Raw genomic sequence first — 15,725 nt, forward strand, 5'->3', positions numbered from 1 at the left:
GAGTCGGCTCGTTATGACGAGCCGACTCGGCGAGGGTTTTGGTCAGGACGAGCCGACTCGGCGGGCTTCGGCTTGGCCGTGGTGCGTGGGGGCGGTCTTGCGCCGGCCACGTCGGCCCGCTGCGATTGAGCTCGGAGCGACCGAGAATGTCGGTGGGCCGGATTACTGTTCCTGTGCGTGAAGGAGCCGCCCGAGATCTGGAACGCGTATCCCGTGGACAGCGGGGGCTAGCATGGTTGATATGAACATCGAGGACTTCGCCTACGGCGTGCTGATGGAGGCCCTGCCGTCCATCCCCGCTGATGTGCTCGAGGTCATCGGCGATGACATCGATGCGGGCGAGTATCTGACGTCCTTGATCGAGCTCATCGAACGAGCGCCGGAGACAGTCTCCGTGGCGGTCGTGGATGCTCTGGAGGGCCATCTCGATGCCCTTCCTGAAGGGCCGCACCAACGTGTCGGGGCCGATGCGGTGGCACGACTCCGGCATCTCAAGAGCGCCTGATCCCTGCGGAGCTCTTCGTGCATCGATCCGCCCTAGTCGTGGCGGAGGCGGGTGAAGGCGCCGAGGACGGTGCGCTCGGAGAGGACGAGGTAGTCCTGCAGTTCGGCCGCGGCCGCGGGTCCGCCCTGCTCGAGGAAGGTCTCGAGGAGGGCGCGGTTGCGGGTGACGAACGGGGCGTGCAGGGCCTCGGGGTTGTCGATCTCGAGGAAGGCGAGCCGTAGCTCGGCGGCGATGTCGCGGAAGAGCCGTTCCAGGCGCGGGCTGTCTGCGAGGGCGACGATGGCGTCGTGGAACGCCATGTTGGCGGTGCCGACCGTGCGCCAGTCGCGCGCTTCGAGGCCGGACTCTCCCTGCTCCACCGCCTCGCGCATCGCGGTCACGGCCGGATGCAGCGGGGAGCCCGCGGCCAGGGCTGCGGGTTCGACGTAGCGTCGCGCCCGATAGATGTCGACGACGTCCGCCACGCCGGGTGAGGCGACGGAGACCCCGCGGTGAGGCACGTGCTCGATGAGTCCCTGCTCCGAGAGCACGCGGAACGCCTCGCGGAGCGTGTTGCGCGAGACGCCGAGCTTCTCGGCGAGAGAGATCTCGGACAGCCGGGTGCCGGGCGCGAACTCTCCGTCGATGATCCGACGCCGCAGCGCGTTCGTGAGGGTGTCGTCGGCATCGGGCATGACCGCATCCTAGGGGATCGCATCCGTGGACAATCGCAACACCAATCTAACAGCCCGGACTATCATTGTTGAACAATGAATGCCATTCTGTACTACACCTAGAGTGTGGTGCCAGCCACACGGCCCGTTGATGGCAGGAGTCCCCCATGACTGAGACAACCAGCGCCGAGCGCGCGAAGAGCTTCGCCCGTTCCCGCCGAGGACCCATCCTCGGCGCCATCTTCCTGATGGCCACCTCGGCCATCGGCCCCGGCTTCATCACCCAGACCGCGACCTTCACCGCGCAGCTCGGCGCGGCGTTCGCCTTCGCGATCCTGGCCTCGATCCTGATCGACTTCGCGCTGCAGATGAACGTGTGGCGGATGATCACCGTCGCCGGCAAACGGGCGGGCGACCTGGCGAACGAAGCCGTGCCGTACTCCGGCCACGTGCTCGCGACGCTCATCGTGATCGGTGGTCTGGCATTCAACATCGGCAACATCGCGGGTGCCGGCCTCGGTCTGAACGCGCTGCTCGGCATCGACCCCAAGGTCGGCGGTCTGCTCTCGGCGCTGCTCGCGATCGGCATCTTCATGTACAAGCGGGCCGGCCGCGTCGTCGACATGGTCGTGCTCGTGCTCGGTCTGCTGATGATCGGGCTGACGCTCTTCGTCGCGATCGCCTCACAGCCTCCGGTCGGCGACGCGCTGCGCCAGACCTTCGTGCCCGACACGCTCAACTTCGCGACGATCACCACGATCGTGGGCGGCACCGTCGGCGGCTACATCACGTACGCCGGCGCCCACCGCTACCTCGACTCCGGGCTCACCGGTCCCGAGCACGTGCCGGCCGTCCACCGGGCCTCGATGAGCGGCATCCTCGTCACCGGGATCATGCGCTACGTACTCTTCCTGGCGATCCTCGGTGTCGTGGCCTCGGGCGTCACCCTCGACTTCTCGAGCCAGGCCGCCAACCCGGCCGGTCAGGCCTTCGGGGCCGTGCTCGGTGACGCGGGTATCCGCATCTTCGGCGCGATCTTCTGGGCCGCGGCGATCACCTCGGTCATCGGTGCCGCCTACACCTCGGCCACCTTCATCTCGACCTTCTCGAAGAAGCTGGGAACGGGGTGGCGGCTGCAGGTCGCGACGGTCGGCTTCATCGTGGTCTCCCTCGTCCTCTACCTGCTGATCGGCGCCGCGCCCGCGGCTATCCTGGTCTTCGTCGGTGGCTTCAACGGCCTGATCCTGCCGATCGGCATGACGATCTTCATGTACATCGGCTGGTTCCGTCAGCGCGACGTCCTGCACGGCTACCGCTACCCGGTGTGGCTGCTGACCCTGGGCACCCTCGCGACGCTGCTCAGCTGGTACATGGGCGTCGTCTCGATCGGCCCGATCTTCGCCTTCATCGGCATTGGAGCGTGAGCACCGTGACAACGAACCCTGCGGCAACCATCGACCTGAACTCCGACCTCGGCGAGAACGCACCCGACCGGGTCGTCGCCGACGACGCGGCCATGCTCGCGATCGTCTCGAGCGCCAACGTCGCCTGCGGGTTCCACGCCGGCACCCCCGAAGGGATCCGGCAGACGCTCGCTGATGCCGTCGCCAACGGCGTCACCATCGGCGCACACCCCGGCTACCGCGACTACGAGGGCTTCGGACGCCGTGCGATGGACATCGACTCCGCGACCCTGCAGGCGCACGTCGAGTACCAGCTCGGTGCCCTGATCGGCCTGACCTCGACGGTCGGCGGCACGGTCCGGTACGTCAAGCCGCACGGCGCGCTCTACAACACGATCGCCCGCGACGAGCGCCAGGCGCAGGACGTGGTCGCAGCGGTCAAGGCGATCGACCCGTCCCTCGTGCTGCTCGGCCTGGCGGGCGGCGTCGTGCTCGAGGTGGCCGACAGAGCCGGCCTTGCCACGGCCGCCGAGGCCTTCGCGGACCGTGCCTACACACCCGGCGGCGACCTGGTCTCGCGCGCCGAGCCCGGTGCGGTGCTGCACGACGCCGACGCTGTCGCGGCCCGGATGCTGCGGCTGGCACGTGAGGGCGTGATCGAGGCGATCGACGGCACCGACGTGGCCGTGCGAGCCGACTCGATCTGCGTGCACGGCGACAGCGACGGGGCCATCCGGATGGCCGCGGCGACCCGGGCGCTGTTCGAGGCCGAGGGCATCGTCATCGCCCCGTTCGCAGGGACCGCCGCATGACCGCGAGCATCACCCAGCTGGAGGAGGCGCGCGCCGCGCGCGCCTCCTACCGGGCGGGCGAGGTCGCTCCGACGAGCGGCGTCGCCCACGGCCTGGTGCAGGCCAACCTGATCTCCGTGCCGGCCGACTGGGCCTTCGAGGTGCTGCTCTTCGCGCAGCGCAACCCGAAGCCGTGCCCGGTACTCGAGGTGCTCGACCCGGGCGCCTACGAGTCGACCCTGGCGCCCGGCTCCGACCTGCGCACCGACATCCCTGCGTACCGGATCTGGCGGGACGGGGTGCTGACCGAGGAGGTCACCGACGCAAGCGTGGTGTGGGAGGAGCACCCGGACCTGGTCTCGTTCCTGATCGGCTGCAGCTTCACCTTCGAAGCGGGCCTGGCCGATGCCGGGATCCCGATCCGTCACCAGGAGCTCGGTCGCAACGTGCCGATGTACCGCACCTCGCGCCCGTGCGCCCCAGCCGGGCGGCTGCGCGGCGACATGGTGGTCTCGATGCGTCCGATCCCCGCCGGCCGCGTCGCCGATGCCGTACGCATCTCCGGGCGCTATCCGGCGGTGCATGGCGCGCCGGTGCACGTCGGTGACCCGGCGTCGCTCGGCATCGCCGACCTCGCCGCTCCCGAGTTCGGGGACGCACCCGAGGTGCGCGAGGGCGAGGTGCCGGTGTTCTGGGCCTGTGGTGTCACGCCCCAGGCCGCGATCATGGACTCACGTCCGCCGTTCGCGCTCACCCACGCGCCCGGCCACATGTTCATCACCGACGTACGGGATTCGGAGTATCTGGCGTGAGGCGCGTGCTCATCGCATCGGACCGGGCGTTGCTGGTCGAGGAGGACGACCTCGAGGGCGCGATGGGGCTGCACGCGGCGCTCGTGGCCGCGCCTCCGACCGGCGTCGTCGAGCTGGTGCCGGCCGCCCGGACGGTGCTCGTCCGGTTCGACCCGACGCTCGTCGACGAGGCGACGCTCGCCAAGGAGCTGACTCGCGTCGAGCCGGTCCACGGCGGCCTGCCGACGGCGGGTTCGGTGACGATCGGCGTGCGCTACGACGGGCAGGATCTGGACGAGGTCGCCGACCTGCTCGGGGTCAGCGCCGAGGAGGTCGTCGCGCGCCACGCGGCCGCGACCTGGCGGGTGGCCTTCACCGGGTACGCGCCCGGCTTCGGCTATCTCGTCGGCGACGACCCGCTGTTCGACGTGCCGCGGCGCTCCTCGCCGCGCACCCGGATCCCGGCCGGCTCCGTCGGCCTGGCCGGGACGTTCTCGGGCGTCTACCCCCGGGAGAGCCCTGGTGGCTGGCAGCTGATCGGGCGTACGGACGCCCCGATGTGGGACCTGCACCGGGACCCGCCCGCGCTGCTCGCGCCGGGGATGACGGTGCGGTTCGAGCGGCTCGAGCGCGAGTCGGTCTCGGTCGCCGCACCCGCTCCGCCGACCGACGCCATGGAGCACCCATTCGCCGTCGAGGTCGTACGCCCTGGCCTGCAGTTGGTGCTCGAGGACCTCGGCCGACCCGGCCATGCCGCTCTCGGCGTCTCCGCATCGGGCGCGGCCGACCGCCGTGCCCTGCGGGTCGCGAACCGCGCCGTGGGCAACGTTCCTGGAGCCGCCGGGTTCGAGCTCGCCGGTGGCGGCGCGGTCCTGCGCTTCACCGGCCCCGCGGTCGTGGCGGTCACGGGCGCACCCACCGAGACCACGATCGTACGCAGCGACGGACCGCCGCTTCCGGTCGTGCACGGCGCTGCCACCGCGCTCGAGGACGGCGAGGAGCTCCACCTCGGCGCGGTGAGCGCCGGCCTGCGCGCGGTGATCGCGGTGCGCGGCGGCCTGGATCTCGAGCCGGCCCTCGGCAGCCTCTCCAGCGACACGCTTGCCGGTCTCGGCCCCGGTGACCTCGGCGGTCGGCCGTTGCGCGCAGGCGATGTGGTGCCCCTGAACGGTCCCGCGGCCGCGCCGCACGCGGTCGACCCCTGCCCCGCTCCCGCCGACCTGTTGCCCGCTCCTGGTGACACGGTCGTGCTGCGCGTCGTGCTCGGCCCGCGCGAGGACTGGTTCACCCCGGCCGGCGTACGCACCCTGCTCGAGCAGGAGTGGACCGTCACGCCGCGCTCCGACCGCGTCGGCGTACGCCTCGAAGGGGCCGTCCCGCTCGAGCGCGACGTCGCCGGCGAGCTGCCGAGCGAGGGCGCCGTGACCGGCGCGATCCAGGTGCCGCCCGACGGGCAGCCCGTGCTGTTCCTGCCGGACCATCCGCTCACCGGCGGCTATCCCATCATCGGCGCGGTCATCGACCGCGACCTGGACCTGGCCGGGCAGCTGCCGCCCGGTGTCCGCATCCGCTTCCGTCCCGTGGCGCCCGATGCGTCGCCGGCAGAGATCCGAGGAGACTGACATGCGTAGGGTGCTCATCGCCAACAGGGGAGAGATCGCCGTCCGCGTCGTGCGGGCGGTTGCCGAGGCCGGCCTCGTGTCGGTCGCCGTCTACGCCGACCAGGACGCCGACGCGCTGCACGTGCGGCTCGCCGACGAGGCGTACGTGCTCGGCGGCTCGACCGCCGCCGAGTCCTACCTCAGCATCGAGTGGCTGATGGCCGCGGCGCAGGCCTCCGGGGCCGACGCGGTGCATCCGGGCTACGGCTTCCTCTCGGAGAGCGCCGAGTTCGCGCGTGCCGTCGAGGCCGCCGGCCTGACCTGGATCGGACCGGCTCCTGCGAGCATCGACCAGCTCGGTGACAAGATCACCGCCCGCCGGATCGCGCAGAGCGTCGGCGCACCGCTGGTCGCGGGCACCGACCGACCGCTGGAGTCCGCCGACGAGGCGGTCGCCTTCGCGCGCGAGCACGGGCTCCCCATCGCGATCAAGGCAGCCTTCGGCGGCGGCGGGCGCGGGCTCAAGGTGGCCCGTGAGCTCGACGACGTCGCGGATGCCTTCGAGTCCGCCTCGCGCGAGGCGCTGGCCGCGTTCGGCCGGGGCGAGTGCTTCGTCGAGCGCTTCCTGGAGCGACCGCGACACATCGAGGCGCAGGTGCTCGGCGACGGCAACGGTCATGTTGTCGTGGTCGGCGACCGGGACTGCTCGCTGCAGCGGCGCAACCAGAAGCTCGTCGAGGAGGCACCGGCTCCGGGGCTGACCGACGAGCAGCGCGCTCGCATCCACGAGGCTGCCCGCGACATCTGCGCCGCGGTCTCCTACCGCGGTGCCGGGACGGTCGAGTTCCTGATGGGCGCCGACGGGGTGATCTCGTTCCTCGAGGTCAACACCCGCCTGCAGGTCGAGCACCCGATCACCGAGGCGGTCACCGGCGTCGACCTCGTCGCCGAGCAGCTCCGGATCGCCGCCGGCGAGGGCCTCTCCTTCTCGGAGACGCCGGCACCGACCGGCCACGCGATCGAGCTGCGGATCAACGCCGAGGACCCGGGCCGCGGCTTCCTGCCGAGCCCTGGCGTGGTCACCGGCCTGCGGGTCCCCGCCGGCCCCGGGGTGCGCTGGGACGCCGGGATCGAGGCGGGCGACACCGTGCAGGCCGCCTTCGACTCGCTGATCGCCAAGCTGATCGTGCACGCGCCGGACCGCGACACCGCCGTCGTACGTGCCCGCCGCGCGCTCCGCGAGCTCAGCGTCGAGGGGGTCGCGACCGTCGTCCCCTTCGCTCGTACGCTGCTCGACGACCCGGCGTTCTCGACCGCCGGGTTCGCTGTGCACACGCAGTGGATCGAGACCGAGCTGATGCCGCGGCTCGAGGCGCAGCGGCGCCCGGAGCCCGCGCCCGAGAAGCCGCTGCGACGGGTGCCGATCGAGATCGACGGTCGCCGGGTGATGCTCGGGCTTCCCGAGGACCTCCTGCAGGGGATCGCGGCGGGCGGTCCCGCGCCGATGGAGGCCGCACCTGCGGTCGACCCGGCCGGGCTCGAGGCCCCCGTCCCCGGCGTACTCGTCGACTGGCTCGTCCCCGACGGCGAGAAGGTCATCGAGGGCCAGGACGTCGCGGTCATCGATGCGATGAAGATGGAGACCCGGGTCGCCGCGCACCGAGCCGGCGTGCTCGCCCGCGGTGCCGACGTCGGTGGGACGGTCGCGATCGGGGACGTGCTCGGGAAGATCGAGTAGCTCAGGTAGCCCGAGGTCCGGCTGGCTCCCGGCAGGGCGCACTGCGCCCTGCCGGTCAATCACGCCGGTCGATCACCCTTGCCCGTGATCGCACCAGCTCGGCGCGGCCACCAGAACGCCGGGCCAAGCCACAACGACAGGGCGGGCACCAGCACGGTGCGCACGAGCAGCGTGTCGAGCAGCACGCCCACGAAGATGACGATGCCGAGCTGGGCAAGCACCACCAACGGGAGCACGCCGAGCACGGCGAAGACCGCCGCCAGCAGGATGCCCGCGCTGGTGATCACGCCGCCGGTCGCTGTGAGACCGCGGAGCATGCCGTCGCGGAGCCCGTGCGCCCGCGACTCTTCCAGAGCCCGGGTGATGAGGAAGATGTTGTAGTCCACCCCGAGCGCGACCAGGAACAGGAACGCCAGGAGCGGCACGCCGACGTCGATCGCAGAGAACCCGAAGACACCGGTGTAGATCCACCACGATGTGCCGAGGGCGGCAAAGAAGGTGCCGACCACAGTGGCCACCAGCAGCAGTGGAGCGACGATCGATCGCAGCAGCAGCACCAGGCCGATGATGACCAAGCCGAGGATCAGCGGGATCAGCAGCGCCCGATCGCGCTCCGCGGCGTCGCGCTCGTCGACCGACTGCGCCTCGGTGCCGCCGACCCAGGTGTCGTCGAAGCCGTCGAGCCGGTCACGAAGGTCGACGACGGCGGCCTCGGCTGCCGCCGTGTTGCTCGCGGCGGCGAAGACCACGGCGAGCCGGGTGAGGTCGTCGTTCTGCCCGGTGATGCGCACGGAGACCACGTCGTCGCCCTGCTCGATCGCGGTTGTCACCTCGCCCGGATCGCTGCCGGTGATGACGGTGGCGGGGTCGACGGTGCCGGCGGGGAAGGACTCGCCGAGGCGGGCGGCGGCGCTGATCGACTCCGGCGTGTCGAGGAACTGCTCGGAGGTAGGTAGTCCTTGCTCGATCTGGGTGACGGAGAAGCCCAGCAGTGCGACCACGCCGACCGCGCCCAGGGCGAAGCCGCGGGGACGTCGGGAGACGGTGGTACCCAGCCGGTGCCACGCAGAAGTGCGCGATTCGACCAGCGGCTCCTGGCCGACTCGCGGGACCAGCGGCCAAAACACCCACCGCCCGAAAAGCACAAGAGTGCAGGGCAGCACGATCAATGCGTACGTTGCCGCGATCACCACGCCGACTGCGCACGCCAGTCCGAGGCCGCGGGTGGTCGGTACCACCGAGAGCAGCAGGGTCAGCAGACCGAGCGTGACCGTCGTGGCACTTGCCAGCACCGCTTCGAGCGTCCCGCGCACGGCGGTGGCCATCGCGACGTAACGATCCTGTTGAACTCGCAGCTCGTCGCGGTAGCGGCTGATCAGCAGCAGCGCGTAGTCGGTGCCGGCGCCGAAGACGAGGACGCTCAGGATCCCGATGGTCGACTCGTCCCAGGCGACACCGAACGTCGCGAGAACATGGGTGGCCGAGACGGCGGCCACCTGGTCGGCGAGCCCGACCACCAACAGCGGAACGATCCATAGCAGCGGGCTGCGGTAGGTGATGATCAGCAGCAGCGCGACGATCACGGCGGTGGCGGCGAGCAGGGTGACGTCGGCGCCCTCGAAGACCCCGGCGAGGTCGGCCTGGACCGCAGCAGGACCGGTGACCTGAGCGTTGACGCCGTCGGGTGTCTGGTCGTCGAGAAGTTCGCGGATCCGCTCGATCGCGTCGGCGGTCTCGCTCGCGCCCTCGGTCCCGATCGGCACCACGCCCAGGGCAGCCGTGGCGTCCTCGCTGACTTGAAGCGGTTGCTGCTGGGCGGGTTGGCCGCTGTCACCTTGTTGCGGACTCTCCGACGCCACGACCTCGCCATACAGTGCCGTGAGCTCGCCCTCGACCGTCTCGGTGGACAGCTTGCCGTCGTCGGCGGTGAACAGCACGATCGCAACTGCGGAGTCGTCGGCCCCGAACTCGTCAGCGAGTTCTGCGACGGTGCTGGAGTCGTAGCCATCCGGGAGGTTGTCGGTCGCCGAAGGTGTGCGTTCTGCCTCCCCGACAACGCCGATCAAGAGGCCGGAGAGAACGAGCGCGACGAGCGAGACCGCGGCGGCCAGGGATGGTCGCAACAGCCGGCGGGTGGCCGGTGCTCGACGCGAGGAAAGGGACGGCACGTGCGTCCTCCTAGGTAGACTTGAAGCGGAAGTATGAAAGAAACTTAGTAAGTTGGTGAGAGAAATCCAAGGCGACGACTCGAACGACCCTCAGGTGAAGCCCTCGCCTGGGCAGGTGGCCGAGGCCATGGGCACATCCACGCTGCAGCTGCTTCGGCGACTGCTCGACGTCGCGCAGCAGTCGGCGCCGGCGGTGGCTCGTCGCGCCGACTTGAATCACCATGAGCTCTCTGCGATGAAACTGATCACCCGCGAGCCGATCGGGCCGAGCGACCTGGCCCGCCAGTTGGGCGTGAGCTCGGCAGCAGCCTCCGGGATCGTCGACCGACTCGCCTCACGCGGCCACGTCCGGCGTGAACCAGATCAAGACGATCGCCGCCGGACCCACGTCGTGGTCACCGACTCCGGTCGCGCGGACATCCTCGGTCAGCTGATGCCGATGTTTCTTGCGCTGGACGATCTCGATCGCGGGCTGTCACCTGAAGATCGTGCGGTCATCGACGCCTACCTCACTGCGGCGATCGCGGCGGTCGAGCGGCTCCTTTAAGCGGCGGCCGACACGATCCAGCAGTAGGACTTCCTCAACGACTGGTGTGGTCGAGGATTGCCTCGATGGCCGTGTCCCAGGTGTAGGGCGGGGGTGGCTCGTGGCCGACGCCGTCGAGGACGAGGAGCGTCGCGTCCGGGATGTCGCGGGCGAGGATCTCGGCGTGCCCGATCGGGAAGAGCGGGTCACGGGTGCCGTGGATGACCAGGGTCGGGGCGACGATGTCGGCCAGGGTCGCCTCGACCGGGTCGCCGTCGCTCATCGCGTGATGGTTGGCGAGGCTCGGCCGCATGTCCGGGGTGCGGCGTACGGCTCGCTCGACCACGGCCCGCATCCGGGCCTCGTCGAAGCGCTCGGGTACGAACGCCCGCTGGTCCTCGACCAGCATCGTCACCAGGGCCTCGTGGTCGTCGGGATCGGGCACCGTGCTCTTCGCGGCCGCCGCGAAGAAGTCGGCCAGCTCCTCACCGATGGGCGGCAGGTCGGGTACGCCGTCGAAGGCCGGTGAGGTCTCGTTGAGGATCAGCGTCTCCACCCGGTCCGGATAGAGCACTGCCGCACACTGGGCCAGCGCCCCGCCCATCGAGATCCCGAAGATATGGCCCTTGTCCAGGCCGAAGGCATCGAGCAGGGCCGGGATGTCGGCGATCATGTCGCGTCCGGTGTAGCCGGGCTCGCCCGGTGGCCAGGTCGTCGAGCGGCCGGTGTCGCGGTGGTCGTAGCGGATCACGAACCTCCGGCCCACGGCCAGCGCCTGGCAGAAGTCGTCCTCCCAGTAGTCCATCGAGGCGCTCATCCCACCGACGAGCAGGATCGGCGGGTCCGCCGGGCTCCCGAAGGTATCGACGCACAGTTCGATCCCGTTGACCGCCAGTGTCAGTTCGCCCATGGCGTCCAGCAAACGGGCGGGTCCGAGCCGCGTCAAGCGCTTAAGGCGTGGCGTACGTGTCGATCTCGCCGCGCAGCCGGGCCTTGACGTCGTCGGGGGCGTAGGAGACGTCGACCGCGGCCCGGGCGAGATCGGCGATGCCGGCGGTGTCGAGGCCGAGGAGGTCGGTCGCGATCTCGTACTCCCGGTTGAGCGTGGTCGCGAACATCGGCGGGTCGTCGGAGTTGATCGTGACGGTCACGCCCGCGTCGACGAACGTCTTCAGCGGGTGCTCCTCGATCGTCGCGACCGCGCCGGTGGCGACGTTGGAGGAGGGGCAGACCTCGAGCGGGATCCGGTGCTCGGCGAGGTGGGCGAGCAGGGCCGGGTCCTGGGCCGCCGAGGTGCCGTGGCCGATCCGCTCGGCCTTCAGCACGGTCAGGGCGTCCCAGATCGTCTGCGGACCGGTGGTCTCCCCGGCGTGCGGCAGCGAGCGGAGACCCGCCGCGCGGGCGGCGTCGAAGTGCCGCTCGAACTGCGGCCGGGGGACTCCCACCTCCGGCCCACCGAGCCCGAACCCGACGAGCGTCTCGGGGCCGTGGTCGACGGCGTACGCCAGCGTCGCGTCGGCCGCCGGGATCCCCGCCTCGCCCGGGATGTCGTAGATCCAGCGGAGCGCGATCCCGAAGTCGCGCTCGGCCGCCACCCGGGCGTCCTCGAGCGCCTCGGTGTAGGCCTCGATCGCCATCCCGGCGTGCCCGGTCCCGGCCGGGCGCTCGGCCAGGTCGGGGCGTACGGAGGTGTAGGGGGTGCAGGTCAGCTCGGCGTAGCGGACCTGCTGGGTCTGCGCCAGGTCGCGCGCGATCTCGTAGGTCAGGTAGCGGATGTCCTCCGGCGTGCGGACCAGGTCGACGACCGAGAGGTAGACCTCGATGAAGTGCGCGAAGTCGCTGAATGTGAAGTAGTCCCGCAGCAGCTCGACGTCCGCCGGCACCGTCCCCGGATGCCGCGCAGCCAGCTCCGAGACGATCCGCGGCGATGCCGACCCGACGTGGTGGACGTGCAGCTCGGCCTTGGGCAGCCCGGCGATGAAGGTCTTGAGATCACTCACGCCCCGATCCTGCCATCCGCGTTCCCAGGTGAGAAACAGGTTGTAACCTCAGCGTATGCGGGCGATCCATCACTGGGACCTCTGGGTCGACGACTTCGAGACCGCCTCGGGGGAGTGGGGGTGGCTCTTCGGCGAGCTCGGCTGGGAGGCCGGGGAGAAGGGTCACTTCTGGGAGGCAGCGGACGGGACGTACGTCTTTCTGGAGCACTCCACCGACCAGCACGGCACGCAGGACCGGCTCCGGCCAGGGGTGAACCACATCGCGTTCACCGTCGAGAGCCGGGAGGTGCTCGACAGGATGCGGGCGGCCTCCACCGAGCACGGCTGGCACGAGATGTACGCCGACCGCTACCCGCACGCCGGCGGCGACGAGCACACCGCGCTCTATCTGGAGAGCTCCGAGGGGTTCGAGGTCGAGCTCGTGCTCGAGGTCGACGACCTCACCGCTTAGCGGTAGCCGTCCTCGTCGCTGTCTTCGTCGCTGTCCTCGTCGTCGATGATGTGCATCGCGGCCTCCTCGGCGGAGGCGCCGGCGCCGTCGATGCCGGCATCGATCCCGTAGAGGTCGGACTCCGTGTCCTCGCCCTCGCCGCGGTCGGGGTCGACCAGCCGCCCCGCTCGCTTGTTGCCGACCTCGCGCCCGTCGGGGTCGTCGCTCTCCTCGGAATCGTCGTACTCGACCGCGTAGGGATCCGTCTCCGGCACCTCCTGCTGCACGCGCTGGTCGATGCACTCACGGTGCTCCTCCTCCCAGGGCGTATTGCCGTAGTCGGTGGAGTAGCGGTCGGCGGTGACGATGCCGTGGTCGAGCTCGTCGCGCACCTCACCTTCGAGAACGTCCCCGGAGAGCGCGTCCTCGCCAGTGATCTGGTTCTCGTCGTCGACACTGTAGTCGCCGTAGTTCTCGCGCGATTCGCTCACTTGAGTCTCCTGATCAGCCGGCATTGGGGTCATCGAGGCCCCCTTCGGTAACGTTAACCCGGTCCGGTGGGGAGTGGAACCGGACGGAAACACACGACGCGGGGATCGACCGAGGGAGCAGACCAGATGGCGCCTCGCGCCCGATTGGCGGTGGCGGCCGTTGCCGTGCTCGCCGGCACCTCGATCGCGCTCGGCGCAATGCCTGAATCGGCCGGTCCGCTGGGGTCCTTGGGGTCTCTGGCCGGGAACGCCTTCGCGCGAGGCGACAACGACGGCGTGGTGCCCTCGACGCCGACGCCGACGCCCGACTGGACGCCTTCCTCCACCCAGCCGAACATCCTCATGATCACGGCCGACGACCTCGCCTACGAGGACCTCGAGTTCATGCCCCACACGCGCCATCTCCTGGCCGCGCAGGGCACCTCGCTGACCGAGGCGATCGCTCCCACGCCGATCTGCGTGCCGGCCCGTGCCTCGCTGCTGACCGGGCAGTACAGCCAGAACCACCACACCGTGACGATCAACGGCGAACGCGGTGGCTACCAGGCGATGGACCACACCGGCACGCTGCCCGAGGCACTGCAGGACGCCGGCTACGACACCCTCTTCACCGGCAAGTACCTCAACGGCTACGGCCTCGACGGGACCGCCAAGGACGTGCCGCCCGGATGGACCGACTGGCGGGCGACGACCGACATGTCGACCTACAACTTCATCCGACCGCGGGTCAACCACAACGGCAAGCTCACGACCTACAACCGCTACACGACGTACGTCATGCGGGACCAGGCCAACGAGATGATCTCGGCGCCCGAGCGCGCCGACAAGCCGTGGTACATGTGGCTGAACTACGTGGCGCCGCACCACGGCGGTCCCGATGAGCCGGGCGACCCGGAGGGCACCAGCACGACCAGGCCGGCGGACGAGGACAAGCACTCCTTCGACGGTCTCGAGCTGCCGGACACTCCCTACATGTTCCGCACCCCGACCGATGCGCCGCGGATCTCGGCCTCCCGCAAGCACTTCGACGCGCAGGGCCGCGCCGAGCTGCGGATCGCGCACGAGCAGCGGGTCGAGGCCGTCCAGGCGCTCGACCGCGCGGTCGCCAGCCACGTACTCCGTCTGCAGGAGACCGGCCAGCTCGACGACACCATCATCATCTTCACCTCCGACAACGGCTACACCACCGGCGGCCACAACATCAACGGCAAGCTGATGCACTACCGAGAGACGCAGCGGATCCCGGTGATCCTGCGCGGCCCGGGCATCCCTGCCGGCCGGTCCCTGGCCACGGGGGTCGGCAACCCCGATATCGCCACCACGATCATGGCGGTCGCCGGCGCCGAACCGGGGCGGCCGCAGGACGGCGTCAACATCATGCCGTGGCTCGACGCCCCCGCGCAGAACCGGGTGATCCCGCTCTCCGCCTGGCGGGTCAACGACGGCTTCAGGCAGATCTACTCAGGGATCCGCTTCGGTGACTGGACCTACGCCCGCTTCTCCGACGGCAGCGAAGAGCTCTACAACCTGGCCGACGACCCCTACCAGATCCGCTCGCTCGCGCTGCTCCCCGAGTACGCCGATGAGCTGGCCGAGCTGCGTGGGCTGAGCGAGAAGTACGCCGACTGCGCCGGTGACACCTGCCCGAAGGAGTTCTACCCCGCCGGCTGATCGGCCGGCTGATCGGCCGCGCAGCGGAACCCCAGGTTGCCCGCGGTCGAGTCGGGCGGGCTGCTGGAGCGCGCCGAGAGCCGGTAGCGGTGGCAGTAGGAGTCGTGGCAGAGGTAGGAGCCGCCGCGCATGACCCGGGTCAGGCCCTCGGCGGGACCGCGTGGGTCCGCGGCGAGCCCGTCGACGAGCTCGGTGTAGTAGGTCGGCGAGAACCAGTCCGCACACCACTCCCAGACGTTGCCGATCATCTGGAACAGGCCGAACCCGTTGGGCTCGTACGTCCGCACCGGCGCGGTCGTGACGAACCCGTCGGCGGCGGTGTTGGTGTCGGGGAAGACTCCCTGCCAGACGTTGGCATGGTGGGTGCCGTCCTGCTCCAGGTCGTCGCCCCACGGGAACCGCGAGCCGGCGTGACCGCCGCGGGCGGCGTACTCCCACTCGGCCTCGGTGGGCAGCCTCGTCCCGGCCCAGTCGCAGTAGGCCAGCGCGTCGTCGTGGGAGACGTGCACGACCGGGTGGTTGCCGCGGCGCCCGACGTTGGAGCCGGGACCTTCCGGCGTCCGCCAGGAGGCGGCGCGCACGCCGAGCCACCAGGGTGCCTCGGGCGAGCGCCCGAGGATGTCGCGCGACCCGCCGTCGAAGGCCAGGTGGAAGACGGCCGAGAAGCCCTCTCGTTCGGCCGTGGTGACGTGGCCGGTCGCTTTCACGAACCGGGCGAACTCCTCGTTGGTGACCGCCGTCGCGTCCAGCCGGAATCCGGGCAGGTCGACCGGGTGCACCGGACCTTCGCCGTCGGCCTGGTAGCCCTCGCCGAACGAGTCCCCGGCGGCGTACGTCCCACCGGGAAGGTCGACGAGGGTCCGGCGGCGCTTGCGGGGCAGGGCCGGCGGGCGCCGAGCCGGGTCGGGGCTGGGCCCGCGGGTCGCGCCGAAGGTGAGGTCGGAAGGCACGCCCACC

General features: G+C 70.5%; 15 protein-coding genes. 9 read left to right on the top strand and 6 right to left on the bottom strand.

Annotated features, from left to right (window positions below):
* The first annotated feature begins 241 nt into the window (after positions 1–241).
* Positions 242–505: a hypothetical protein gene (locus ACFV9G_RS23360; protein ID WP_378730416.1), complete on the top strand. Its 264-nt coding sequence runs from the start codon at positions 242–244 to the stop codon at positions 503–505.
* A 32-nt stretch (positions 506–537) separates the two neighbouring features.
* Here the strand turns inward: ACFV9G_RS23360 and ACFV9G_RS23365 are convergent, their stop codons facing one another.
* Positions 538–1,179: a GntR family transcriptional regulator gene (locus ACFV9G_RS23365; RefSeq protein WP_378730418.1), complete on the bottom strand. Its 642-nt coding sequence runs from the start codon at positions 1,177–1,179 to the stop codon at positions 538–540.
* A 146-nt stretch (positions 1,180–1,325) separates the two neighbouring features.
* Between ACFV9G_RS23365 and ACFV9G_RS23370 the strand changes: the two genes are divergently transcribed.
* Genes ACFV9G_RS23370 through ACFV9G_RS23390 form a run of 5 tightly spaced genes read left to right on the top strand, consistent with a single transcriptional unit; the run spans position 1,326 to position 7,482 of the window.
* Positions 1,326–2,582: an NRAMP family divalent metal transporter gene (locus tag ACFV9G_RS23370; protein WP_378730420.1), complete on the top strand. Its 1,257-nt coding sequence runs from the start codon at positions 1,326–1,328 to the stop codon at positions 2,580–2,582.
* A 5-nt stretch (positions 2,583–2,587) separates the two neighbouring features.
* The gene (locus tag ACFV9G_RS23375; RefSeq protein ID WP_378730423.1) at positions 2,588–3,373 is read left to right on the top strand and encodes a LamB/YcsF family protein; all 786 of its coding nucleotides are present in this window, start codon (positions 2,588–2,590) and stop codon (positions 3,371–3,373) included.
* On the top strand, positions 3,370–4,164 hold the full coding sequence (locus ACFV9G_RS23380) for a putative hydro-lyase (protein WP_378730426.1): 795 nt from the start codon (positions 3,370–3,372) through the stop codon (positions 4,162–4,164). Before ACFV9G_RS23375 ends, ACFV9G_RS23380 begins: the two co-directional genes overlap by 4 nt.
* A 5-nt stretch (positions 4,165–4,169) precedes the next feature.
* Complete coding sequence (locus ACFV9G_RS23385; protein ID WP_378730428.1) at positions 4,170–5,765, top strand: 5-oxoprolinase/urea amidolyase family protein; 1,596 nt, start codon at positions 4,170–4,172, stop codon at positions 5,763–5,765.
* Between the two features lies 1 nt (position 5,766).
* The gene (locus ACFV9G_RS23390; protein WP_378730430.1) at positions 5,767–7,482 is read left to right on the top strand and encodes an acetyl/propionyl/methylcrotonyl-CoA carboxylase subunit alpha; all 1,716 of its coding nucleotides are present in this window, start codon (positions 5,767–5,769) and stop codon (positions 7,480–7,482) included.
* A gap of 59 nt (positions 7,483–7,541) precedes the next feature.
* Here the strand turns inward: ACFV9G_RS23390 and ACFV9G_RS23395 are convergent, their stop codons facing one another.
* The gene (locus tag ACFV9G_RS23395) at positions 7,542–9,650 is read right to left on the bottom strand and encodes an MMPL family transporter (RefSeq protein ID WP_378730432.1); all 2,109 of its coding nucleotides are present in this window, start codon (positions 9,648–9,650) and stop codon (positions 7,542–7,544) included.
* Positions 9,651–9,765: 115 nt separating this feature from the next.
* On the opposite strand from ACFV9G_RS23395, the gene ACFV9G_RS23400 reads away from it, so the two are divergent.
* Positions 9,766–10,197, top strand: a complete 432-nt coding sequence (locus tag ACFV9G_RS23400; protein ID WP_378730434.1) for a MarR family winged helix-turn-helix transcriptional regulator — start codon at positions 9,766–9,768, stop codon at positions 10,195–10,197.
* 34 nt (positions 10,198–10,231) lie between these two features.
* Here the strand turns inward: ACFV9G_RS23400 and ACFV9G_RS23405 are convergent, their stop codons facing one another.
* Together ACFV9G_RS23405 and ACFV9G_RS23410 are read right to left on the bottom strand one after the other, a co-directional pair.
* Complete coding sequence (locus ACFV9G_RS23405) at positions 10,232–11,086, bottom strand: alpha/beta fold hydrolase (protein ID WP_378730436.1); 855 nt, start codon at positions 11,084–11,086, stop codon at positions 10,232–10,234.
* A 40-nt stretch (positions 11,087–11,126) separates the two neighbouring features.
* Complete coding sequence (locus ACFV9G_RS23410; protein ID WP_378730438.1) at positions 11,127–12,176, bottom strand: adenosine deaminase; 1,050 nt, start codon at positions 12,174–12,176, stop codon at positions 11,127–11,129.
* 55 nt (positions 12,177–12,231) lie between these two features.
* On the opposite strand from ACFV9G_RS23410, the gene ACFV9G_RS23415 reads away from it, so the two are divergent.
* The gene (locus ACFV9G_RS23415; RefSeq protein WP_091051896.1) at positions 12,232–12,627 is read left to right on the top strand and encodes a VOC family protein; all 396 of its coding nucleotides are present in this window, start codon (positions 12,232–12,234) and stop codon (positions 12,625–12,627) included.
* On the opposite strand, the gene ACFV9G_RS23420 is transcribed toward ACFV9G_RS23415, so the two are convergent.
* A complete protein-coding gene (locus ACFV9G_RS23420; protein WP_378730440.1) occupies positions 12,624–13,097 on the bottom strand; it encodes a DUF5709 domain-containing protein in 474 nt (157 codons plus the stop codon). The genes ACFV9G_RS23415 and ACFV9G_RS23420 overlap by 4 nt on opposite strands.
* A gap of 126 nt (positions 13,098–13,223) precedes the next feature.
* Between ACFV9G_RS23420 and ACFV9G_RS23425 the strand changes: the two genes are divergently transcribed.
* Positions 13,224–14,768 carry a sulfatase-like hydrolase/transferase gene (locus tag ACFV9G_RS23425; protein WP_378730442.1) on the top strand — a complete coding sequence of 515 codons (1,545 nt, stop codon included), beginning with the start codon at positions 13,224–13,226 and terminating at the stop codon, positions 14,766–14,768.
* Here ACFV9G_RS23425 and ACFV9G_RS23430 read toward each other — a convergent pair.
* Positions 14,753–15,718: a formylglycine-generating enzyme family protein gene (locus ACFV9G_RS23430; RefSeq protein WP_378730444.1), complete on the bottom strand. Its 966-nt coding sequence runs from the start codon at positions 15,716–15,718 to the stop codon at positions 14,753–14,755. The genes ACFV9G_RS23425 and ACFV9G_RS23430 overlap by 16 nt on opposite strands.
* Positions 15,719–15,725 lie beyond the last annotated feature (7 nt).

The sequence above is a fragment of the Nocardioides sp. NPDC059952 genome, from assembly GCF_042730435.1.
In the GTDB taxonomy this organism is placed as follows: domain Bacteria; phylum Actinomycetota; class Actinomycetes; order Propionibacteriales; family Nocardioidaceae; genus Nocardioides.

Bases quoted from the DNA above. Each gene is read 5' to 3' on its own strand.
- ACFV9G_RS23380 (WP_378730426.1), top strand. From the start codon at position 3,370: ATGACCGCGAGCATCACCCAGCTGGAGGAGGCGCGCGCCGCGCGCGCC.
- ACFV9G_RS23360 (WP_378730416.1), top strand. From the start codon at position 242: ATGAACATCGAGGACTTCGCCTACGGCGTGCTGATGGAGGCCCTGCCG.
- ACFV9G_RS23405 (WP_378730436.1), bottom strand. From the start codon at position 11,086: ATGGGCGAACTGACACTGGCGGTCAACGGGATCGAACTGTGCGTCGAT.
- ACFV9G_RS23370 (WP_378730420.1), top strand. From the start codon at position 1,326: ATGACTGAGACAACCAGCGCCGAGCGCGCGAAGAGCTTCGCCCGTTCC.
- ACFV9G_RS23390 (WP_378730430.1), top strand. From the start codon at position 5,767: ATGCGTAGGGTGCTCATCGCCAACAGGGGAGAGATCGCCGTCCGCGTC.
- ACFV9G_RS23425 (WP_378730442.1), top strand. From the start codon at position 13,224: ATGGCGCCTCGCGCCCGATTGGCGGTGGCGGCCGTTGCCGTGCTCGCC.
- ACFV9G_RS23365 (WP_378730418.1), bottom strand. From the start codon at position 1,179: ATGCCCGATGCCGACGACACCCTCACGAACGCGCTGCGGCGTCGGATC.
- ACFV9G_RS23415 (WP_091051896.1), top strand. From the start codon at position 12,232: ATGCGGGCGATCCATCACTGGGACCTCTGGGTCGACGACTTCGAGACC.